23 protein-coding genes are annotated in these 22,396 nt (G+C 40.9%); all 23 read left to right on the forward strand.

Annotation, left to right across the window (positions count from 1 at the left end):
• Positions 1 to 4 precede the first annotated feature (4 nt).
• The 23 genes from rimM to fliI all read left to right on the forward strand — a co-directional run bounded on the left by rimM (position 5) and on the right by fliI (position 22,393).
• Entirely contained in the window at positions 5 to 529 is a 525-nt protein-coding gene (rimM, locus tag ES896_RS12460; RefSeq protein ID WP_076821719.1) for a ribosome maturation factor RimM, read from the forward strand.
• Positions 526 to 1,260, forward strand: a complete 735-nt coding sequence (gene trmD / locus ES896_RS12465) for a tRNA (guanosine(37)-N1)-methyltransferase TrmD (protein WP_007499635.1) — start codon at positions 526 to 528, stop codon at positions 1,258 to 1,260. Before rimM ends, trmD begins: the two co-directional genes overlap by 4 nt.
• 137 nt (positions 1,261 to 1,397) lie before the next feature.
• On the forward strand, positions 1,398 to 1,745 hold the full coding sequence (gene rplS, locus ES896_RS12470; RefSeq protein ID WP_008344834.1) for a 50S ribosomal protein L19: 348 nt from the start codon (positions 1,398 to 1,400) through the stop codon (positions 1,743 to 1,745).
• Positions 1,746 to 1,835: 90 nt separating this feature from the next.
• On the forward strand, positions 1,836 to 2,684 hold the full coding sequence (ylqF, locus tag ES896_RS12475) for a ribosome biogenesis GTPase YlqF (protein ID WP_007499632.1): 849 nt from the start codon (positions 1,836 to 1,838) through the stop codon (positions 2,682 to 2,684).
• Between the two features lie 76 nt (positions 2,685 to 2,760).
• A complete protein-coding gene (locus tag ES896_RS12480) occupies positions 2,761 to 3,525 on the forward strand; it encodes a ribonuclease HII (protein WP_076821715.1) in 765 nt (254 codons plus the stop codon).
• A gap of 28 nt (positions 3,526 to 3,553) precedes the next feature.
• Entirely contained in the window at positions 3,554 to 5,287 is a 1,734-nt protein-coding gene (locus tag ES896_RS12485) for a glycosyltransferase (RefSeq protein ID WP_135226847.1), read from the forward strand.
• Positions 5,284 to 5,559 carry a FlhB-like flagellar biosynthesis protein gene (locus ES896_RS12490; RefSeq protein ID WP_008344827.1) on the forward strand — a complete coding sequence of 92 codons (276 nt, stop codon included), beginning with the start codon at positions 5,284 to 5,286 and terminating at the stop codon, positions 5,557 to 5,559. The genes ES896_RS12485 and ES896_RS12490 overlap by 4 nt, the downstream gene beginning before the upstream one ends.
• Before the next feature lie 166 nt (positions 5,560 to 5,725).
• Entirely contained in the window at positions 5,726 to 6,886 is a 1,161-nt protein-coding gene (gene sucC, locus ES896_RS12495; protein WP_008344824.1) for an ADP-forming succinate--CoA ligase subunit beta, read from the forward strand.
• Positions 6,887 to 6,908: 22 nt separating this feature from the next.
• Positions 6,909 to 7,811 carry a succinate--CoA ligase subunit alpha gene (gene sucD / locus ES896_RS12500; protein ID WP_017367239.1) on the forward strand — a complete coding sequence of 301 codons (903 nt, stop codon included), beginning with the start codon at positions 6,909 to 6,911 and terminating at the stop codon, positions 7,809 to 7,811.
• Positions 7,812 to 7,874: 63 nt separating this feature from the next.
• Positions 7,875 to 8,777 carry a DNA-processing protein DprA gene (dprA, locus tag ES896_RS12505; protein WP_041090524.1) on the forward strand — a complete coding sequence of 301 codons (903 nt, stop codon included), beginning with the start codon at positions 7,875 to 7,877 and terminating at the stop codon, positions 8,775 to 8,777.
• Between the two features lie 194 nt (positions 8,778 to 8,971).
• Positions 8,972 to 11,047: a type I DNA topoisomerase gene (topA, locus tag ES896_RS12510; RefSeq protein WP_008344821.1), complete on the forward strand. Its 2,076-nt coding sequence runs from the start codon at positions 8,972 to 8,974 to the stop codon at positions 11,045 to 11,047.
• A 70-nt stretch (positions 11,048 to 11,117) separates the two neighbouring features.
• Positions 11,118 to 12,422 carry an FADH(2)-oxidizing methylenetetrahydrofolate--tRNA-(uracil(54)-C(5))-methyltransferase TrmFO gene (gene trmFO, locus ES896_RS12515; RefSeq protein WP_135226848.1) on the forward strand — a complete coding sequence of 435 codons (1,305 nt, stop codon included), beginning with the start codon at positions 11,118 to 11,120 and terminating at the stop codon, positions 12,420 to 12,422.
• A 62-nt stretch (positions 12,423 to 12,484) separates the two neighbouring features.
• Positions 12,485 to 13,402, forward strand: a complete 918-nt coding sequence (xerC, locus tag ES896_RS12520) for a tyrosine recombinase XerC (protein WP_135226849.1) — start codon at positions 12,485 to 12,487, stop codon at positions 13,400 to 13,402.
• A gap of 14 nt (positions 13,403 to 13,416) precedes the next feature.
• Complete coding sequence (hslV, locus tag ES896_RS12525) at positions 13,417 to 13,962, forward strand: ATP-dependent protease subunit HslV (protein WP_007499614.1); 546 nt, start codon at positions 13,417 to 13,419, stop codon at positions 13,960 to 13,962.
• A gap of 16 nt (positions 13,963 to 13,978) precedes the next feature.
• On the forward strand, positions 13,979 to 15,379 hold the full coding sequence (gene hslU / locus ES896_RS12530; protein ID WP_017367242.1) for an HslU--HslV peptidase ATPase subunit: 1,401 nt from the start codon (positions 13,979 to 13,981) through the stop codon (positions 15,377 to 15,379).
• A gap of 34 nt (positions 15,380 to 15,413) precedes the next feature.
• The gene (codY, locus tag ES896_RS12535) at positions 15,414 to 16,193 is read left to right on the forward strand and encodes a GTP-sensing pleiotropic transcriptional regulator CodY (RefSeq protein WP_007499612.1); all 780 of its coding nucleotides are present in this window, start codon (positions 15,414 to 15,416) and stop codon (positions 16,191 to 16,193) included.
• Between the two features lie 288 nt (positions 16,194 to 16,481).
• The gene (gene flgB, locus ES896_RS12540) at positions 16,482 to 16,871 is read left to right on the forward strand and encodes a flagellar basal body rod protein FlgB (protein ID WP_017359092.1); all 390 of its coding nucleotides are present in this window, start codon (positions 16,482 to 16,484) and stop codon (positions 16,869 to 16,871) included.
• Complete coding sequence (gene flgC, locus ES896_RS12545; protein WP_007499610.1) at positions 16,871 to 17,323, forward strand: flagellar basal body rod protein FlgC; 453 nt, start codon at positions 16,871 to 16,873, stop codon at positions 17,321 to 17,323. Before flgB ends, flgC begins: the two co-directional genes overlap by 1 nt.
• Positions 17,324 to 17,334: 11 nt before the next feature.
• Entirely contained in the window at positions 17,335 to 17,652 is a 318-nt protein-coding gene (gene fliE / locus ES896_RS12550; RefSeq protein WP_007499609.1) for a flagellar hook-basal body complex protein FliE, read from the forward strand.
• Between the two features lie 50 nt (positions 17,653 to 17,702).
• On the forward strand, positions 17,703 to 19,295 hold the full coding sequence (gene fliF / locus ES896_RS12555; RefSeq protein WP_017359091.1) for a flagellar basal-body MS-ring/collar protein FliF: 1,593 nt from the start codon (positions 17,703 to 17,705) through the stop codon (positions 19,293 to 19,295).
• 11 nt (positions 19,296 to 19,306) lie between these two features.
• Positions 19,307 to 20,323, forward strand: a complete 1,017-nt coding sequence (gene fliG / locus ES896_RS12560) for a flagellar motor switch protein FliG (RefSeq protein ID WP_008344808.1) — start codon at positions 19,307 to 19,309, stop codon at positions 20,321 to 20,323.
• Positions 20,316 to 21,080 carry a flagellar assembly protein FliH gene (fliH, locus tag ES896_RS12565; RefSeq protein ID WP_017359090.1) on the forward strand — a complete coding sequence of 255 codons (765 nt, stop codon included), beginning with the start codon at positions 20,316 to 20,318 and terminating at the stop codon, positions 21,078 to 21,080. The genes fliG and fliH overlap by 8 nt, the downstream gene beginning before the upstream one ends.
• Complete coding sequence (gene fliI / locus ES896_RS12570; RefSeq protein ID WP_008344803.1) at positions 21,077 to 22,393, forward strand: flagellar protein export ATPase FliI; 1,317 nt, start codon at positions 21,077 to 21,079, stop codon at positions 22,391 to 22,393. Before fliH ends, fliI begins: the two co-directional genes overlap by 4 nt.
• Positions 22,394 to 22,396: the final 3 nt, after the last annotated feature.

A 22,396-nucleotide genomic window follows, 5' to 3' on the forward strand; every position in this document is an offset into this window, starting at 1 on the left:
GAACATGGAGATAGAATGGTTGAATGTCGGAAAGATCGTCAATACACATGGAGTGCGCGGAGAAGTACGTGTTGTGTCAAAGACTGATTTCCCAGAAGAACGCTACAAAAAAGGCAGCGTCCTTTATATTTTCAAACAAAATCAAAAAGAACCGCTAAAAGTGACTGTCGCATCACATAGACAGCACAAACAATTTGATTTACTGACATTTGAAGAAGTCGGCTCGTTAAATGAAGCTGAGCAATTAAAAGAGTCGATTTTAAAAGTAGAAAAAGAACATCTTGGTTCATTAGATGAAGGGGAATTTTATTTCCACGAAATCATCGGCTGTGAAGTATATGATGAAGAGGACAAACTGATTGGTCAAATCAAAGAAATTTTAACGCCAGGGGCAAATGATGTATGGGTGGTTGGAAGAAAAGGCAAAAAAGATGCCCTCATCCCTTATATTCCATCTGTCGTCAAAACAGTTGATATTTCATCCAAGAAAGTACACATTGAAGTGATGGAAGGACTCATTGACGAATGAAAATTGACTTTTTAACACTGTTTCCTGAAATGTTCGAAGGAGTGCTTCACTCATCGATCTTAAAAAAAGCTCAGGAAAAAGATGCGGTCTCATTTGATGTCGTGAATTTTAGGGAGTATTCCGATCATAAACATAAAACAGTGGATGACTATCCGTATGGCGGCGGTGCTGGCATGGTTCTGAAAGCACAGCCTGTATTTGATGCGGTAGAAGATTTAACGAAAAAAGCAAACAAGAAGCCCCGCATTATTCTTGTCTGTCCTCAAGGAGAAAGATATACACAAAAGAAAGCAGAAGAGCTTGCAAAAGAAGAGCATCTTATGTTCATTTGCGGCCACTATGAAGGCTACGATGAGCGCATCAGGGAGCATCTTGTCACAGATGAAATCTCAATCGGAGATTTCGTTCTCACAGGCGGAGAGCTGCCGGCGATGATGATTGCAGACAGTGTGGTCAGGCTTTTGCCTCATGTGCTTGGAAAAGAAGCGTCTCATATCGAAGATTCATTTAGTACAGGTCTGCTTGAGCATCCGCACTATACAAGACCAGCTGATTATAAAGGATTGAAAGTACCAGATGTGCTTCTCTCTGGAAATCATGCCAAAATTGAAGAGTGGCGGCGTAAAGAATCGTTGAAGCGAACCTATACAAGACGGCCAGATTTGATCGATTCTTGCAAAACATTAACGGATGAAGAAAAAAGATGGCTTTGGCAGCTTCATAATGACTAGATTGTATTGCACAAGGTATACAGGTGTGGTATGATACTACTTGTGACTTGGACGGCTTGCCGATTCAAGTTTGAAAACGATGTTCCGCTGCAATGAAGAAAGAGGACATGAGCATCTGTTGGAAGGAGTTGAAAACGATGCAACAATTGATTGAAGAAATCACAAAAGAACAATTACGCACTGATCTTCCTGCGTTCCGTCCTGGTGACACTTTACGTGTACACGTGAAAGTTGTCGAGGGTACTCGTGAGCGTATCCAGATCTTTGAAGGTGTTGTAATTAAGCGTCGTGGTGGTGGAATCAGCGAAACTTTCACAGTTCGTAAGATCTCTTACGGTGTAGGCGTTGAGCGTACATTCCCTGTACACACACCAAAAATCGCTAAGATCGAAGTTGTACGTCACGGTAAGGTACGTCGTGCGAAACTTTACTACCTACGTGAACTTCGCGGTAAAGCGGCTCGTATCAAAGAAATCAGACGATAATGATATCAAAGGAAAGAGCTTGTTACCTGTAACAGGCTCTTTTTTTGTACAATGTATAGAGACAACCGTTAGAAGAGAGAAGGTGCACATATGACAATTCAATGGTTTCCAGGCCATATGGCAAAAGCAAGACGGGAAGTCACAGAAAAATTAAAGCTCATCGACATCGTATTTGAATTAACCGATGCAAGGATTCCGATGTCCTCTAGAAACCCAATGATTGAAGAAATCCTCCAAAACAAACCGAAAATTATGCTTTTGAACAAAGCAGATAAAGCAGATCCTCGTATGACAAAAGAGTGGCAGGCACACTTTGAAGCGCAAGGTGTACGGTCGCTTGCCATTAATTCTGTCGATGGACAAGGGTTAAATCAAATCATTACGACATCAAAAGAAATCTTAAAAGAAAAGTTCGATCGAATGAAAGCAAAAGGTGTTAAGCCGCGTGCCATTCGAGCTTTGATTATCGGAATTCCCAATGTCGGCAAATCAACGCTGATTAATCGGTTGGCAAAGAAAAATATTGCGAAAACAGGAGATCGACCTGGTATTACGACGTCACAGCAATGGGTGAAGGTAGGAAAAGAACTTGAACTGCTCGATACCCCTGGAATTCTCTGGCCGAAATTTGAAGATGAACAAGTAGGTCTTAGGCTGGCCGTCACCGGAGCGATTAAAGACTCAATCATCAACTTGCAGGATGTCGCAGTGTATGCGCTGCGCTTTTTAGAAGAGCACTATCCAGAGCGATTAAAAAAACGCTATGATCTAGCAGAAATACCTGAAGATACAGTTGAGCTGTTTGATGCCATTGGCACAAAACGCGGCTGTCTGATGAGTGGAGGATTCATTAATTACGACAAAACGACCGAAATCATTATTCGGGATATTCGAACGGAAAAATTTGGTCCCCTCACTTTTGAGAAGCCTGAAAGCTAAAAGACACGCAGCTCATGCGGGTCTTTATTTTTTGCGAAAAACTGCCGATATAAAGAAGGAGGCTACGGAAAAGCCAATGTACACGGTCAAACAAATAAAAGAATTAATAGAACAACATGCTGACGACGAGTCATACATTCGTGAACTATTGAAAGACGATACAAGAAAAAGTGTCCAAAAGTTGATGGACAAATGGAACAAAGACAGAGAAAAGCAGCAAGAACTGCATGCAGCATGGAAGCAAATGCTGCAATTTGAAACCAAAGCAAAAGCGCAAGGATACACTTATATTGCAGGCATAGATGAAGCAGGAAGAGGACCACTGGCTGGCCCAGTTGTTGCGGCAGCTGTGATATTAAAAGAAGATACCGTCCTACTCGGTTTAAATGATTCAAAACAGCTATCTGAGAAAAAAAGAATGACCTATTATGAGCTCATTCAAAAGGAAGCACTCGACATCGGCATCGGCATTGTTGATGCGGCAACGATTGACGAAATTAATATATACGAAGCATCAAGACTGGCGATGGTGAGGGCTGTAAAGCAGCTCACTCACACACCTGATTATCTACTCATAGATGCGATGACGCTACCGCTTCCTACTCAACAGGAGAATATCATCAAAGGAGATGCTAAAAGCGCATCCATCGCAGCTGGTGCATGTATTGCCAAAGTGACAAGGGACCTAATGATGGAAGAGTATGGACGCCAGTACCCTGAGTATCAATTTGAAAAACATAAAGGGTATGGAACGAAAGAGCACCTAGCTGCCATTCAAACACATGGCGCCACACCTATCCACCGGTTATCATTTGCACCAGTGAAATCTGTTATTTCATAAATATATTGACACAAGGAGGCTGCCTGTGATGACAAGAGTTGAAGATATACATACTGCACTGAATAGTCGGCTGAATACGGCAGAATCTGTTCCGCTTAACACGGAAGGAAAGGAAAATATTCACCGGCTCATTCTTGGTAAAGTACTAAAAATGCTTGGAGATGATACAGCGCTTGTTCAAATAGGCGCTACTAAAATAAAAGCGCAGCTAGCGGCTCAGCTTAAAGCCGATTCATTCTATTGGTTCCAATTAGAACAAGAAGGTGGAGGCAGCCTGAGTAAATTAAGACCTGTTCAGCAATTTGACCAAGATCCTAAAACATTAAAGGATGCCGCAGCTAAACTACTAGAAGGTCTGTCGCTTAAAAATGGACTTGAACAAATGTTAACAGCTACAGCCTTTTTAAAAGAAAAACCGGTCATCAACGAAGCAGAGTTAAAAACGGCAGTAAAATGGATTGAACAACTTCAAGGCGCGGATATCAAAAAAGGTCTGCAAGCACTTCTTTTTGCTTTAAAGAAAGATTTGCCGATTCAGCAAGGAGTGCTCCAATCAATATTAGCGATGAAATCCCCCTCTGCACTTCATCAGGATGTGACAGCACTGCTAGATCGATTAACACAGCTTCCGAAGCAATCAGAAGCCACACAGGCTCTTACACAGGCCGTTCGTACGGTTGTAAATGCTGAGACAACTGTTCATGCAGAAAAGCTCTTATCGGTGCTTCTAGGAGCAAAAGAAGGTCAAACGAAGCAAGGAGAAAGCTTGCAGCTGGTGCAGCCTCATGTCAATCCGGCTCAGCAAACAAAGCAGAGCCAGCCCGCCGCTATACAAGGGCGACAGGCGGATACAGTGAATCAGAACAGCGTGCAGCAATTATTAAGTCCAAAACAGCTCCCGCTTCAGCAAATAGAACGCATTCTGACGAGCATCACAAAGCAAGGTACAGACGGACAGCAGCAGCTTGATGTAAAACAACTCACATCACTGGTTCAAGCAGTCCAGCAGGCAGGGCCACAGGCTGACGCAAAGGCAGCCGTGCTTCAAAGGGAATTTCCGTTTCTTTCAAAAACAGAGGCGAACGCATTGGCAAAGGTCATTCAGCAGACTGAACCAGCATTAAGCAATAAAACCGATGTACTCGATTTACTGATGACGATGAAAAAAGCGATAGGTGTACGAGATGAAATTGGGGTGCTGAAATTACTGGAAAAGGGCAGCCAAGATGTCAAAAGCCAAGAGCTTCACCAATTAAAGATGGTTTTAAATGATGCAAGGCAAGCTGATGTTCCCGAGCCCGTAAAAAAAGAAGTGGATCAATTATTCCATAGATTAAATGGGCAGTTACTAGTGCATCAGGAAAACCAAACAGTTAGTCAAATGATGGTTTCTTACCCGCTTTTCTCAAAACATAGTGTTCAAGATTTAACCTTTATTCTAAAAGGGCATAAGAAAAAAGATGGCTCTATCGATATTTCTCAGTGCCGTTTAATGTTTTATTTAAACATGGAAAACTTAGAAGAAACGTTAATAGACTGTACGATTCAGCAAAAAGTGATGTCAATTACAGTCGAGACGGCTCACGAACTTCAAGGGACCATTAATCCAATGATTCCAGCTGTTCGAGAGAATTTAAATGCCCTAGGGTATAGTTTAACGGGGATTACAGCGAAAAAGAGAGAAGAGCCAATTGATCCGTCTGACTTTCTAGATGAACACTTTCATAAAATCAGCGAGAAAGGGCTGGACTTACGAGTATGAAAGATTCAAAACCGCTTAGAAGAGCGGTCGCTCTACACTATGATGAAGAAAAACAAAAGGCGCCAAAAGTCGTTGCAACAGGCAGCGGCTATGTGGCAGATCATATTATTGAAGAAGCTCAAAAAGCTGGAGTTCCTATCCAAGAAGACCGTAATTTAGTAGAACTGATGCGCCACTTAACGCTCGATGAGGAAATCCCAGAAGCGTTATACGATACTGTAGCAGAAATATTTTCATTTATCTATCGATTGGATCAAAAAATGAAAAAATAAGTGTTTTGACTGAAAAATTTATATTTTTAATAAAATAAAAGTTTGAATGTTTAGAAGGATTTTACGATTTTACATAGAACCCTAGACATTCTCTTTTTTATTCTTTAAAATGAAAGCGCAGTCTATTTTATAATTTTTGTTTCTACATATGTTGGGAGGATGGGAAATGAATATCCATGAGTACCAAGGAAAAGAAATCCTAAGAAAATATGGGGTTTCAGTTCCAAATGGTAAAGTAGCATTTACACCTGATGAAGCAGTGAAAGCATCAGAAGAGCTTGGAAGCTCTGTATATGTCGTAAAAGCACAGATTCATGCAGGCGGCCGTGGTAAAGCAGGTGGGGTAAAAATTGCAAAAACAAAAGATGAAGTGAAAGGGTTTGCAGAGGAATTGCTCGGCAAGACACTTGTCACACATCAAACAGGGCCTGAAGGGCGTGAAATAAAACGCTTACTTATTGAAGAAGGCTGCGATATTCAAAAAGAGTACTATGTAGGACTCGTTTTGGATAGAGCGACATCAAGAATTGTTTTGATGGCTTCTGAAGAAGGCGGTACTGAAATTGAAGAAGTAGCAGAAAAAACGCCAGAAAAAATCGTGAAAGTGGTCATCGACCCAGCGATTGGTCTCCAAGCCTATCAGGCGAGAGAAGTTGCGTTTAAAATTAATATTCCAACAAAATTAGTTGGTCAAGCTGTTAAGTTTATGACAAGTCTTTACAATGCGTTTATTGAAAAGGATTGTTCAATTGCCGAGATAAATCCTCTTGTTGTAACAGGTGATGGAAAAGTCATGGCACTTGATGCAAAATTAAACTTTGATAGCAATGCCTTATATAGACAAAAAGATATATTAGAATACCGTGACCTTGATGAAGAAGATCCAAAAGAGATTGAAGCATCTAAATATGACCTAAGCTACATTTCTCTAGATGGGAATATTGGCTGCATGGTGAATGGAGCAGGCCTTGCGATGTCTACAATGGATATCATCAAGCATTACGGCGGGGACCCTGCAAACTTCCTTGATGTTGGCGGCGGTGCAACTGCTGAAAAAGTAACGGAAGCATTTAAAATCATCTTATCTGATCAAAATGTCAAAGGGATTTTCGTGAACATTTTTGGCGGCATCATGAAATGTGATGTCATTGCAGAAGGTGTTGTTGAAGCGACGAAACAAGTCGGCTTAACATTACCACTCGTTGTACGTCTTGAAGGAACAAACGTTGAATTAGGGAAGAAAATCCTGAGTGATTCAGGCTTAAATATCACTTCTGCTGAGTCTATGGCTGACGGGGCAGAAAAGATTGTATCTTTAGTCAAGTAGAGCAGAAAGGCAGGGAACCTAAATGAGTGTATTTATTAATAAAAATACGAGAGTAATTGTTCAGGGGATTACCGGTTCAACCGCATTATTCCATACAAAACAAATGATTGAGTATGGAACAAATATCGTTGGCGGTGTCACACCTGGAAAAGGTGGAACTGAAGTAGAGGGAGTTCCTGTATTTAATACTGTATCTGAAGCAGTACAGACAACTGGAGCAAATGCTTCTGTTATCTATGTACCAGCACCATTTGCAGCAGACGCCATTTTAGAGGCTGTTGATGCAGAAGTGGATCTAGTGATTTGTATCACAGAACACATTCCAGTTCTGGATATGGTTAAAGTGAAACGCTATATGGAAGGTAAGAAGACAAGACTTGTTGGACCGAACTGTCCTGGTGTGATTACACCTGAAGAATGTAAAATTGGCATCATGCCTGGCTACATTCATAAAAAAGGTCATGTTGGTGTTGTGTCTCGTTCTGGAACGCTTACATATGAAGCGGTACATCAGCTTTCAGAGGCTGGTGTTGGTCAATCAACAGCTGTAGGAATTGGCGGAGACCCTGTCAATGGCACGAACTTTATTGATGTATTAAAAGCCTTCAATGAAGATCCTGAAACGCATGCTGTGATCATGATTGGTGAAATCGGTGGTACTGCTGAAGAAGAAGCAGCTGAATGGATAAAAGCAAATATGACCAAGCCGGTTGTCGGCTTTATTGGCGGTAAAACAGCGCCTCCAGGAAAACGTATGGGACATGCTGGTGCCATTATTTCTGGTGGTAAAGGAACTGCTGATGAAAAAGTAAAAACAATGCGTGAATGTGGAATTGAAGTGGCAGAGACACCATCTGTCATGGGAGAAACCTTAATTAAAGTGTTAAAAGAGAAGAATCTCTTCGAAGCTTGTAAAACGCATTAATGACACAAGAAGACTTGTTCTTTGACAAGTCTTCTTCTTTCTATCTTAAACTGGAGGAATGGTATGTACAACGTGTCCGAAAGAATGATTTTTCACCGCTTAAAAGGCCTCATCTCACCCTCTTTGTTAACAAAATGGTGGAAAGTCGATCCTGAGCTATATATAAATGAAGAAACACATCATTTCAAACAGGATCGATCATTACAAAAGATCGACTTTACCCGCTTACAACAAGCTGAAGAAAATGAATTCCCCATTTTTCAACACATCGTTCAAGCCTATTTAAAGCAAAATATTCACATGATTCCCATCACATCACCTTTATATCCCAGCTCACTAAAACACATTTATGATCCTCCCCCAGTATTATTCCTAAAAGGAAACGTTACCTATTTAAATGAAGAAAAAAGTTTAGGTGTAGTAGGTACACGAGTGCCATCCTCTTATGGAGAAGCGTGCGTGAAGAAAATTGTTGGAGAACTTGTAGAGGAAGATTGGATGATTGTGAGCGGTTTAGCAAAAGGAATTGATGGACTTGCACACAAAGAGTGCATAAGAAAAAAAGGAAAAACGATTGGTGTTGTAGCTGGCGGCTTTCAACATGTATATCCAAAAGAACATGTGCAAATGGCTCAATATATGGGAGAACATCATTTACTGTTGTCAGAGCACCCGCCTTATATCAAACCAGAAAAATGGCATTTTCCAATGAGAAACCGATTAATTAGTGCCCTGACAAGAGGAACCATCGTGGTCCAGTGCAAAGAAAAGAGCGGTTCGCTTATTACAGCCTACCAGGCATTAGAGCAAGGAAAAGAAGTGTTTGCTGTTGCAGGATCAATCTTTGATTCTAATTCTATAGGTCCAGCTAGACTGATTCAGCAAGGTGCCAAGCTTGTTCATTCAACGAAGGATATTTTAGAGGAATTCTCCTTGAGTGGTGTTCAATATACTGAACTCCCATAAAAATATCGTTTGACAAAAGACATCGGAATATTTAATAATAGTGAGGATTTAAGTTTACACTTTGTTTTTCGTGTTTATAATGATGTTCATCATAAAGAATTTTTAACGATTGCCTGTTAGATAGGTGCAATTAACATAAATATAAATTTGTGAAATGGATAAAGAGAGAACACCTCTTAAGGGGGATTTTGAGTATGGCTGATTATTTAGTCATCGTTGAGTCGCCAGCAAAGGCGAAAACGATTGAGCGTTATTTAGGAAAAAAGTATAAAGTAAAGGCTTCAATGGGGCATGTAAGGGATTTACCGAAAAGTCAGCTTGGTGTTGACACTGAGCATGACTTCGAACCGAGATATATTACGATTCGAGGAAAAGGTCCAGTCTTAAAAGAATTAAAAACAGCAGCGAAGAAAGCAAAAAAAGTATATCTCGCAGCTGACCCCGACAGAGAGGGAGAAGCGATTGCTTGGCATTTAGCCCACAGCCTTGACCTTGACCTCTCTTCAGATTGCCGCGTTGTCTTTAACGAGATTACAAAAGATGCAATTAAAGATTCCTTTAAACATCCACGTATGATCGATATGGACTTGGTTGATGCACAGCAGGCAAGACGAATCTTAGATCGTCTGGTTGGATATAAAATCAGCCCAATTTTATGGAAGAAAGTCAAAAAGGGCTTAAGCGCCGGTCGTGTTCAATCAGTTGCACTCCGCCTGATTATTGACCGCGAGAATGAAATTAATGAATTCAAACCAGAAGAATACTGGACAATTGATGGCACCTTCCTAAAAGGGAAAGAAAGCTTTGAAGCGAGTTTCTTTGGCGTAAATGGCAAAAAACATCCGCTAAAAACAAAAGAAGATGTAAAAGAAATCCTTTCGAAATTAAAAGGAAGCAAATTTTCTGTTGAAAAAGTGACGAAAAAAGAACGTAAACGCAACCCAGCTGTTCCGTTTACAACATCTACCTTACAACAAGAGGCAGCGAGAAAACTAAACTTCCGTGCGAAGAAAACGATGATGATTGCACAGCAATTATATGAAGGGATTGATCTTGGTAAAGAAGGTACAGTAGGTCTCATTACATATATGAGAACGGACTCAACACGTATTTCCAATACGGCAATTGAAGAAGTATCTGCTTTCATTGATCAAACGTATGGCAAGAATTTCTTGAATACAACAAAACGAACTGCCAAAAAGAACGAAAATGCACAGGATGCTCACGAAGCCATCCGTCCGACTTCTACGCTAAGAAAACCAGCAGATGTCAAACATGTGCTAAGTAGAGATCAGCTTCGTCTTTATAAATTGATTTGGGAACGTTTTGTGGCAAGCCAAATGGCACCAGCTGTTCTTGATACAATGAGTGTGGATCTTGAAAATAACGGGCTTACTTTCCGTGCAAATGGAAGTAAGGTGAAATTCCCTGGATTTATGAAAGTATATGTTGAAGGGAAGGACGACCAGTTAGAAGAAAAGGACAAAATGCTTCCTGATCTGAAAGAGGGAGACACCGTTCTTTCAAAAGATATTGAACCAGAGCAGCACTTCACGCAGCCGCCTCCACGTTACACTGAGGCAAGACTTGTCAAAACCCTTGAAGAGCTAGGTATTGGCCGCCCATCTACGTATGCACCAACATTAGATACCATTCAAAAGCGTGGCTACGTGGCACTTGATAACAAACGGTTTATTCCAACAGAGCTTGGAGAGATTGTGCTCAACTTAATTATTGAATTCTTCCCTGAAATCATTAACGTAGAATTTACTGCGAAAATGGAAAAAGAACTTGATAGCGTTGAAGAAGGTACGATTGAATGGGTACGCATTATCGACAGTTTCTATCAAGATTTTGCAAAACGGGTAGAAAAAGCAGAAGCAGAGATGCAGGAAGTTGAGATCGAGCCTGAATACGCCGGAGTTGATTGCGAAGAGTGTGGTCATCCAATGGTGTACAAAATGGGGAGATACGGTAAGTTCATGGCATGCTCTAATTTCCCTGACTGCCGTAACACAAAACCAATTGTCAAAGATATTGGTGTCAAATGCCCGACTTGTCACGAAGGAAATATCGTTGAACGGAAATCTAAGAAGCGCCGCATTTTTTACGGTTGCGATCGTTTTCCAGAGTGTGAATTCGTTTCTTGGGACAAACCAATTGAAAGAAAGTGTCCAAAATGCGAAAATATGCTTGTAGAGAAAAAGCTGAAAAAAGGCATTCAAGTTCAATGTGTGAACTGTGATTATAAAGAGGAACAACAAAAATAGCGGTGAGCAGCCTTGTTCACCTGCTTTTTTATGTCATCAAATAGAACTTACGAAATAGGAGAGTTGTACAATGAGTCAATTTGTAAATGTGATCGGAGCAGGTTTAGCAGGAAGTGAAGCGGCATGGCAAATTGCCAAGCGCGGAATTAAAGTCCATCTGTATGAAATGAGACCTGTCAAACAAACACCAGCTCACCACACAGATAAATTTGCGGAGCTCGTATGCAGTAACTCATTGCGTGCGAACGCTTTAACAAACGCAGTAGGTGTACTAAAGGAAGAAATGCGTCATTTAGACTCAGCAATCATCGCAGCAGCAGATGAAAGCTCGGTTCCTGCTGGTGGAGCGCTTGCAGTAGATCGTCATGAATTTGCAGCGAACGTCACAGACCGCGTGAAAAATCACCCGAATGTGACGGTCTTTCAAGAAGAAGTGCAAAGCATTCCAGAAGGTCCGACGATTATCGCAACGGGTCCTCTTACATCAGAAGCACTTTCAAAAGAATTGAAATCCTTAACAGGTGAAGAGTATTTATATTTCTACGATGCAGCAGCGCCGATCCTCGAGAAAGACAGCATCGATATGGATAAAGTGTATTTGAAATCACGTTATGATAAAGGGGAAGCGGCTTATTTAAACTGTCCGATGACAGAAGAAGAATTCGATCGTTTTTATGAGGCGCTCATTTCGGCTGAAACTGTGCCGTTAAAAGAGTTTGAAAAAGAAATCTTCTTCGAAGGCTGTATGCCCATTGAAGTCATGGCCAAAAGAGGGAAAAAAACCATGCTCTTTGGACCGATGAAACCAGTTGGACTTGAAGATCCGAAAACAGGAAAAAGACCTTACGCTGTTGTTCAATTAAGACAGGATGATGCAGCAGGTACTTTATATAATATTGTTGGTTTCCAAACACATCTAAAATGGGGCGATCAAAAGGAAGTATTCCGTTTGATCCCAGGTCTTGAAGAGGCAGAGATTGTTCGTTATGGTGTGATGCACCGTAATACATTTATTAACTCGCCAAGCCTTCTAAAACCGACGTATCAATTTAAAAATAGAGACGACTTATTCTTTGCCGGACAAATGACTGGTGTTGAAGGATATGTTGAGTCCGCGGCTTCAGGACTAGTGGCTGGAATCAACGCAGCTCGTTTTGTTAAAGGAGAAGAGCTTGTGACACTTCCAGGAGAAACAGCGATTGGCAGTATGGCTTACTACATCACATCAACAAACAAGAAAAGCTTCCAGCCGATGAATGCAAACTTTGGCTTGCTGAAAGATCTTGGCGTTCGAATTAAAAACAAACAAGAGCGCTATGCAGAGTACGCTAAACGCGCAATCGAAACTATTCAAACTATTTCGAAATCTCTGTAGTAAAACATTGCACGGGAAGCAAGATATGTGATACCATTTAAAAGCCTTAAAGAGGTGTAAAAATGACAGATAAACAGCGTCTTGTCCACTTATTCATTGAATATTTGCAGATTGAAAAGAACTATTCAGCTTTAACGATCTCAGGTTATACTGAGGCGATTGAAGAGTTTGTCAGATTTATGAACATTCAAGGAATAGACGGTTTTGAAGAGGTATCCTATCAAGATACGAGAATTTATTTAACAGAAGCTTATGAAAAAGGCCTTACAAGAAGAACGATTAGTAAGAAAGTCTCTGCACTTCGCAGCTTTTATAAATTTTTATTAAGAGAACAGCTTGTGAAAGAAAATCCTTTTTTACTCGTTAGCTTACCAAAGCAGGATAAGCGAATTCCTTCATTTTTGTATGAAGAGGAACTAAAAGAGCTATTTACAGTTTCTGATGTAAATACACCGCTTGGTCAAAGAAATCAAGCCATTTTAGAACTTCTTTATGCAACAGGTATGAGGGTCAGTGAGTTATGTTCATTAAAAGAATCTGATCTTGATTTATCGATGGATACAGTGCTTGTTCATGGGAAAGGCAGCAAACAGCGGTATGTACCTTTCGGCTCTTATGCACATGAAGCGCTCTCCACATATTTAGAGGATGGAAGGCAGAAGCTGAAAGTGAAGGGAAAGGATCGTGCTGATTCACATATGTTTTTGAATCAGCGCGGAGCTCCTCTTACAGACAGAGGCGTTCGATTCATTCTCACTGAATTAATGAAAAAGGCATCTGGCACATTACATATCCATCCTCACATGTTAAGGCACACCTTTGCTACGCATCTTTTAAACGAGGGAGCGGATTTAAGAAGTGTTCAAGAACTTCTCGGTCACTCAAATTTATCATCAACACAGGTGTACACGCATGTATCAAAAGATTCTTTAAGAAAAACGTACATGTCTCATCACCCAAGGGCTTTTAAACGATCCTAAAAGGAGGTTTTTTCATGTCATCATTTCATGCAACCACAATCTTTGCCGTTCAACATAAAGGAAAAAGTGCGATGGCTGGAGACGGTCAAGTCACTTTTGGGCAGGCTGTCGTCATGAAACACACAGCAAAAAAAGTGCGCCGTCTTTTCGGAGGCAAAGTACTCGCAGGTTTTGCTGGTTCAGTTGCAGATGCATTTACACTCTTTGAGAAGTTTGAAACGAAGCTTGAAGAATACGGTGGTAACCTAAAACGAGCAGCTGTAGAACTGGCGAAAGAATGGCGAAGTGACAAGATGCTCAGACAGCTTGAGGCCATGCTGATCGTCATGAATAAAGAAAGCATCCTGCTCGTATCTGGAACAGGAGAGGTCATCGAGCCAGACGATGGCATTTTGGCTATCGGGTCAGGCGGTAACTACGCGCTTAGCGCCGGGAGAGCACTCAAAAAACATGCAGGTGACCATCTCTCAGCTCGAGAGATTGCAAAGGCGGCTCTTGAAACGGCCGGAGAAATCTGTGTCTACACGAACGATCAAATCACTTTAGAAGAGCTTGAATAGAAAGGACATGAGACGTATGGAGAAAAAGCCGTTCACCCCAAGAGAGATAGTTGAAAAGCTCGATCAGTACATTATTGGTCAGCTTGATGCGAAAAAAGCAGTGGCGGTGGCTTTAAGAAACCGTTACAGAAGAAGTCTTTTACATGATAAGCTAAAGGATGAAGTCGTTCCTAAAAACATCTTAATGATTGGTCCGACAGGTGTGGGGAAAACAGAAATTGCCCGCAGAATTGCAAGGATTTCTGGTGCACCTTTCATTAAAGTGGAAGCGACGAAGTTTACTGAAGTTGGATATGTCGGACGTGACGTAGAATCAATGGTCAGAGATTTAGTGGAAACAGCAATCAGACTAGTCAAAGAAGAAAAAATGAAGGATGTTCAAGAAGAAGCGGAAAAACAAGCAAACAAACGGCTTGTTCATTTACTTGTTCCTGGAAAGAAAAAAAGTCAGTCTGTGAAAAATCCTTTTGAGATGCTGTTTGGTGGTTCTGATGCTGATGAAAGTGATCGAGATCACTCAAGTGAAGAAGTAGAGCTTGAGTCGACGAGAAAACGCATTGCGCACCAGCTGGCGATGGGTGAACTTGAAGACCATTACGTCACGATTGAAGTTGAAGAGCAGCAGCCTTCCATGTTTGATATGCTTCAAGGCTCGGGTATGGAGCAAATGGGTATGAACATGCAGGATGCGCTTAGCAATCTCATGCCTAAAAAGAAAAAACGCAGAAAGCTGACCGTCAGAGAAGCGAGAAAAGCGTTAACTGCTGAGGAAGCTTCAAAACTGATTGATATGGATGAAGTCGGTCAGGAAGCCGTGCAAAAAGCAGAGCAGCAAGGAATCATCTTTATCGATGAAATCGATAAAATTGCCAAAAGCGGTGGTACATCGTCTGCAGATGTTTCTCGTGAAGGGGTTCAACGTGATATTTTACCGATTGTAGAAGGTTCCACTGTGATGACGAAGTATGGGGCTGTGAAAACAGATCATGTTCTATTTGTAGCAGCAGGCGCTTTTCATATGGCGAAACCATCGGATTTGATTCCAGAGCTTCAAGGACGCTTCCCAATCCGTGTAGAATTAGATAAATTAAGTATAGAAGACTTTGTGAAAATCTTAACGGAACCAGATAACGCGTTATTAAAGCAATATAAGGCTTTACTTGAAACAGAAGGTATATCTCTTGAATTTTCTGACGATGCTATTCATAAGATTGCCGAAGTGGCTTATCACGTCAATCAGGAGACGGATAACATCGGTGCAAGAAGGCTTCACACCATACTTGAGAAGCTGCTAGAAGAGCTCTCATTTGAGGCGCCTGATATTACAATGGAAACAGTGACCATTACCCCTCAGTATGTAGAAGAGAAGCTAGGAAAGATTGCAAATAACAAAGACTTAAGTCAATTTATACTTTAACAAATGAATAAAGTAATCTAGGAGGATCATTATTATGGCGTTACTACAAAAAACAAGGATTATTAACTCGATGCTGCAAGATGCAGCGGGGAAACCGGTTAATTTTAAAGAAATGGCAGAAACACTGAGAGATGTCATTGATTCAAACATTTTCGTATTAAGCAGAAGAGGGAAGCTTCTTGGCTACTCCATTAACCAGCAGATTGAAAATGCACGTATGAAAAAAATGCTGGAAGATCGTCAGTTCCCTGAAGAATATACAAAAAGCTTATTCAATGTCCCTGAAACATCTTCAAACCTTGACATCAACAGTGAGTACACAGCTTTCCCGATTGAGAACCGTGATTTATTCCAATCAGGTTTGACAACGATTGTACCAATCATCGGAGGCGGAGACCGCTTAGGGACGTTAATCCTTTCTCGTTTGCAGGATACATTCACAGATGATGATTTAATTCTTGCTGAATACGGCGCAACAGTTGTTGGAATGGAGATTCTTCGTGAGAAAGCGGAAGAAATTGAAGAAGAAGCAAGAAGTAAAGCGGTTGTTCAAATGGCGATCAGCTCTCTTTCATACAGTGAACTTGAAGCGATTGAACATATCTTTGAAGAACTTGATGGAAACGAAGGGCTGCTTGTGGCAAGTAAGATTGCTGACCGTGTAGGAATCACTCGTTCAGTGATCGTAAACGCACTTCGTAAATTAGAAAGTGCAGGCGTTATTGAATCTCGTTCTCTTGGAATGAAGGGAACATACATTAAAGTATTAAACAACAAATTTTTAATTGAACTTGAAAATTTAAAATCTCACTAATCAAAAAACCCTTTTCGGCCGAAATAAACGCTGAAAAGGGTTTTTTTGTATAAAAAAAGAGGATTTGTCCGAAAAATGACACTCTTTTTTCCAAGAAACCCCTTACAATTCTGTAGTGCTTTGAATCTAGGTCTTTATACCTATTCGTAAAATAGATATATATTACGAGTTTTTTTTACAATTACATCATAGACTTTAATCCTATTATTTCTTACAATGAACATATGGTTTTACAAATCTCGACATGATTAAATGGAATGAAATACATATGATTGGAGGTATATGGTTTTGGATATATTTTCTGGAACGATAAGCAACCTTGAGAATGCCTTGGGCAGAGCGAATGTTAAGCAAAAAGTCATAAGCAATAATATCGCGAATATAGACACACCGAACTACAAGTCTAAAAAAGTTGCATTCCACGACATGCTAAATGATGCGTCAATCAAATTAGATGCTAAAAAAACATACCAAGGTCACATTGATTTTTCTAAAACAGGGTCTAATTATTCAGTTGTTTCGAGTAACCGTACTTCTTATCAAGAAAACGGAAATAATGTCGATATTGATCAAGAGATGAGTGAACTCGCTAAAAACCAAATTCAGTATAATGCGTTGGTTGAAAGAATGAGCGGAAAGTTCAATTCTCTTAAAACAGTTTTGACAGGAGGTAAGTGATGTCGATTTTTTCAGGCGTTAACGCTTCGGCCTCAGCATTAACAGCACAGAGGCTCAGAATGGACGTTGTATCCTCGAACCTTGCGAATATGGATACAACAAGAGCTAAACAGGTTGATGGCAAGTGGGAGCCTTATAGACGCAAGCTCGTCACATTACAGCCGTCAGGTGAATCATTTTCATCTATATTGAACTCAAGCATGAATTCGAGCGGCAAATTAGGAAACGGCGTCAAAGTAACAAAAATTACTGAAGACGAAACTCCATTCAACCTTCAATATGATCCTACAAATCCCGATGCCAATGAAAATGGATATGTTCAAACACCAAACGTTGATCCATTAAAGGAAATGGTTGATCTCATCAGCAGCTCAAGGTCATATGAAGCAAACGTGACTGCGCTGAATGCGAATAAAAGCATGCTGATGAAAGCTTTAGAAATAGGAAAGTAAGGTGAAAAGAATTGGTTAACGCAATATCTCCTTTCCAGCTTCAAACCGCTCAGCAAGCAAGTGAATTGACGAATGCGTCGTCTGTGCAGGCGGCTGCACCTAAAAGTCAAACGAATTTCTCTGATGTGCTGAAGAATTCCATTGAGGCATTAAATCAATCACAGCTGAAATCAGACCAGTATACGAATGCTCTCGCACAAGGGAAAGATGTCAATCTCGATGAAGTCATGATTGCTTCACAAAAAGCGAGTGTGACACTCACAGCTGCAACCGAGTTTCGGAATAAAGCAGTCGAAGCGTACCAAGAGATTATGAGAATGCAGATGTAGGAGGTGCTGGTGGACAAAAAATAGACTGAATGGAATGACCGGGGGTTAAGATGAATCGTACTTTAATGCAATTAAGAACAAAAACAGTTGAGTTTTGGCGAAATCGATCAAAATTACAAAAAATACTCATGATTGGCGGCGTAGCTGCCCTAGCAATCATTATTACGGTTGTTAGCATCTTTGCTTCTTCTGAAAAAATGGTTCCGTTGTTTAGAGATTTGTCTGAGGCAGAAGCAGGACAAATCAAACAGGAACTGGATGGCAAAAACGTTAAATCGGAACTTGCAAATAACGGAACGACGATTTTAGTTCCAGAAAAGCAAGCCGACACTTTAAAAGTAACACTTGCATCAGAAGGACTTCCTAAAACGGGGAATATTGATTACTCCTTCTTTGCGAACAATTCCGGCTTCGGTTTAACAGATAATGAATTTGATGTTCTGAAAGTAGACGCAACTCAGACAGAACTATCCAATCTGATCAACACGATTGATGGGATTAAAGATTCAAAGGTTATGATTAACCTGCCAAAAGATTCCGTTTTTGTTGGAGAAGAGCAAAGTAATGCATCAGCATCAATTGTGCTGCAAGTTCAACCAGGCTACACGCTTACTCAGCAACAAGTAAAAGGCCTTTATCATCTTATTTCAAAAAGTGTGCCGAATTTAAAAACAGAAAACATTGTCATTATGGACCAAGATTCCAACTACTATGACTTAAACAGCAGCTCAGATTCCTATGCAAGTGGAATGGATGCACAGCAGCAGAAAAAAGAGGAGATTGAAAAGAATCTTCAACGAAAAATTCAACAGCTGCTTGGAACGATGATGGGTCAAGAGAAAGTTGCCGTATCGGTCACTACAGACATTGATTTTACTGAAGAAAAAAGAAAAGAAGATCTTGTCGAACCAGTTGATCAAGAAAACATGCAAGGAATTGCTGTCAGCGCTGAAAAGATTGCTGAAACTTATTCAGGTAATGGCGCAGCAGCTGGAGGCACCGCTGGAACAGGTGACGATGATGTCACAAATTATCAAGGTGCCGATGGAACGAATGGAAGCGGAGATTACGAAAAGAGCGAAGATCGTATCAATTATGAAGTCAACCGCATTCATAAAGATATCAAAGAAAGTCCTTATAAAATCAGAGACGTTGGCATTCAGGCACTAGTTGAACCGCCTACTGCAAACGATCCGAACTCATTAACTGCTGAAAGGCAGGATGATATCAAAAAAATTCTTTCAACCATCATCAGTACATCGATTGATAAAGAATACACAAACGGTCAAGCACTCACTCAAGCTGACTTAGATAACAAAATCGTTTTATCTGTATCAAAATTAGACGGTAAACAGCAAACGGCAGCAGAAAACCCTTCAAACAATATTCCGATTTGGGTTTATATTGTTGGCGGTGTGCTACTACTCGCCATTATCGCTCTCATCATTCTTCTCGTACGTAAGCGAAGAAAAGAAGAGGAAGAAGAGTTTGAGTTTGATGAACGTACACCAATCCATGTTCCTGATATCGATACTGAGCCAGAAACAGAAGAAATGGTGAGAAAAAATCAGCTTGAAAAAATGGCAAAAGATAAACCAGAAGACTTTGCTAAATTGCTACGCAGCTGGCTGTCCGAGGATTAGGAGGAATACACATGTCGAGAAAAGATCCAAATCGACTAACAGGCAGACAAAAAGCAGCAATCCTAATGATTTCCTTAGGGCTAGACGTGTCAGCATCTGTATACAAACATCTGTCTGAAGACGAAATAGAAAAATTAACATTAGAAATTTCAAATGTAAGAAGTGTAGATACTGCTAAAAAAGATGAGATCATCGAAGAATTTCACAGCATTGCCATCGCGCAGGACTACATATCACAAGGCGGCCTTATGTACGCAAGACAAGTGCTTGAAAAAGCGCTTGGTGAGGACAAAGCGGACAGCATCTTAAATCGCTTAACATCCTCACTTCAAGTGAAACCATTTGATTTTGCTAGAAAGGCTGACCCAGAGCAAATTTTAAACTTTATCCAGCATGAGCATCCACAAACCATTGCGCTCATTCTTTCCTACCTAGATCCAGTACAGGCTGGACAGATTTTATCTGAGTTAGGCGAGGAAGTACAAACCGAGGTTGCAAGAAGAATTGCTTTAATGGACCGCACATCTCCAGAGATCATCAATGAGGTGGAACGTATTCTTGAACAAAAGCTCTCTTCAACCTTTACGCAAGATTATACCCAAACGGGCGGAGTCGAAGCGGTAGTCGAAGTCCTGAATGGTGTAGACCGTGCAACGGAGAAAACCATTTTAGATACACTGGAAATTCAAGATCCTGAGCTTGCTGATGAAATTAAGAAACGTATGTTTGTCTTTGAAGACATTGTCACTCTTGATAGCAGAGCCATTCAGCGCGTGATTCGAGATGTTGAAAATGACGATTTACTACTTGCACTCAAAGTGGCAAGCGAAGAAGTCAAAGAAATTGTCTTCCGCAACATGTCGCAGCGTATGGTCGAAACGTTCAAAGAAGAAATGGAGTTTATGGGACCTGTCCGGCTTAGAGATGTCGAGGAAGCACAGACTCGTATTGTCAGCATCGTAAGACGACTTGAAGAGGCTGGAGAAATCGTCATAGCTCGAGGTGGAGGAGACGATATCATTGTCTAGGATTATCAAACATGAAACATCTGTTATTCCTGAACAAGGCCGTCAAACCATTCCCTTGCAGCAAGTGGAATTCAAAAGAGAACATCACGAAGAAGAGCTTGTCAACGAAACAGAAGCATCTCAACTTGTATTAAGTGATGCACAAGATGAAGCAAGCCGTATTTTAGAACAAGCAAATCGTGAGCTGGAACAAACAATGGCTGAAATCAATCAGCGGCGAGCTGATTTTGAAGCAGAAAGAGTACAGCTCATTGAAGAAGCGAAACAAACAGGATATCAAGATGGTTTTCAAAAGGGCGAAGCAGATGCGACTTTACAGTATCAATCGATTCTTGATCAAGCGAATGACATTGTCAGCCTTGCAAAGCAGGACTATGAAGCAAAAATTGAAAGCTCTGCTGAAGAAATTGTCGAACTTGCCTTTGAGCTCGCTAAACGAGTATGGAATGCAGCTGAGGATACAAAAGAACAATTTTTAACGCTAGTGAAGCAGGTCATTTCAGAAGTGAAAGAATATGACGATATTTCCATCTATGTCGACCCTGCACATTACGAACATGTGATGGAATATAAAGACGAATTAAATAGAATCCTTCAAAAGAATACACATCTTGCCATTTACTCGGATGAAAAAGCACCAAAAGGTACTTGTTACGTCGAAACAAGCTTTGGAAAAGTGGAAGCGAGTGTTGATACCCAAATGAATCAGTTAAAAGAAAAGTTATTAGAAGTCATTGATTCAGGTGATCACAAATGAACATAGATGTGCTAAAAGAAACGATTGAAACCGCCGATCCTTATAAACGTTTTGGTAAAGTCAATCGAGTTGTTGGACTGATGATCGAGTCCAAGGGGCCAGAAAGCTCAATCGGTGATGTATGTCTTATTCACAAAAAAGGGAGTAAGAATCATCCGATCAAAGCAGAAGTCGTTGGTTTTAAAGATGAAAACATTCTGCTCATGCCCTATGTAGAAGCCTCTAACATCTCACCAGGCAGTCTTGTTGAAGCAACAGGTGAGTCGTTAAAGGTCAAAGTAGGAACTGGTTTAATCGGGCAGGTTGTTGATGCCTTCGGTGATCCACTGGACGGCAGCATGCTTCCTAAAGGACTTGCACCTGTCTCAACAGAACAATCTCCTCCAAACCCGATGGACAGACCGCCTATTCGTGAAAAAATGGGCGTTGGTGTCAGAGTGATCGACAGCTTGCTCACAGTCGGCACTGGTCAAAGAATTGGCATATTCGCGGGAAGCGGTGTTGGTAAAAGTACCTTGATGGGGATGATTGCCAAGCAGACAGAAGCGGATCTCAATGTCATTGCACTTGTTGGAGAGCGTGGACGTGAAGTTCGCGAGTTTATCGAAAAAGATTTAGGAGCTGAAGGACTGAAGCGTTCGATTGTTGTTGTCGCAACTTCAGATCAGCCCGCACTGACAAGATTAAAAGCAGCCTATACAGCAACAGCTATTGCCGAATATTTCAGAGACAGAGGAAAAAATGTCATGTTTATGATGGATTCTGTCACAAGGGTCGCCATGGCACAGCGGGAAATAGGACTTGCAACCGGTGAACCGCCAACAACAAAAGGATATACGCCTTCAGTGTTCGCTATACTGCCAAAATTGCTAGAACGAACTGGTACAAATCAACTTGGTTCCATCACAGCGTTTTACACAGTGCTTGTTGATGGTGACGATATGAATGAGCCGATCGCTGATACAGTGCGGGGGATTTTAGATGGCCACATAGTACTTGATCGTGCATTGGCCAACAAAGGACAGTTTCCAGCTGTCAATATTCTGAAAAGTATCAGTCGTGTCATGAGTAATATCGCAAGTCATGATCATAAGGAAGCGGCTAACCGGTTCCGCCAGCTTTTATCCACATATCAAAACGCTGAAGACCTCATTAACATTGGAGCATATAAAAAAGGCTCCTCTAAAGATATTGATGAGGCTATGCAAGCTTACCCACAACTGATTTCATTTTTGAAGCAGGACGTTGAAGAGGCTGTATCGATTGAAGACAGCGTGAGGATATTGCTCAGTTTGATGAATAGAGAGGATTGACAA

It is taken from the genome of Bacillus sp. 005/A4HT-01/001, from assembly GCF_004634445.1.
GTDB classification, from domain to species: domain Bacteria; phylum Bacillota; class Bacilli; order Bacillales; family Bacillaceae; genus Bacillus; species Bacillus altitudinis.